Raw genomic sequence first — 233 nt, forward strand, 5'->3', positions numbered from 1 at the left:
TCTGACGTTTCGAGTAATGTTTTATTATTTTTTACCAGTGCATTTGCAATATGATAATTGATTTTTAAAATATCATTTGTGTAAACTTCTAAACCTCTGCATTTAGCTTCGTAACTTAATGAGCAACCACCAGAAAAAGCATCAAAAATTGTGTTAGTATTAGATGGAAATTGGTCACAAATCCATTTAGCAATCTTTTCCTTATTTCCTATGTAGTTAACCTTTGGATATTT

Annotated in this window: 1 protein-coding gene; it reads right to left on the reverse strand. The window is 29.2% G+C overall.

All coding sequences use genetic code 11. The annotated features are described in order from the left end of the window. On the reverse strand, nucleotides 1-233 hold a 233-nt coding region (locus tag E0702_RS18275; protein ID WP_205742141.1), incomplete at both ends, for a DNA adenine methylase.

This window comes from Halomonas marinisediminis, assembly GCF_004347715.1.
Classification (GTDB): domain Bacteria; phylum Pseudomonadota; class Gammaproteobacteria; order Pseudomonadales; family Halomonadaceae; genus Halomonas; species Halomonas icarae.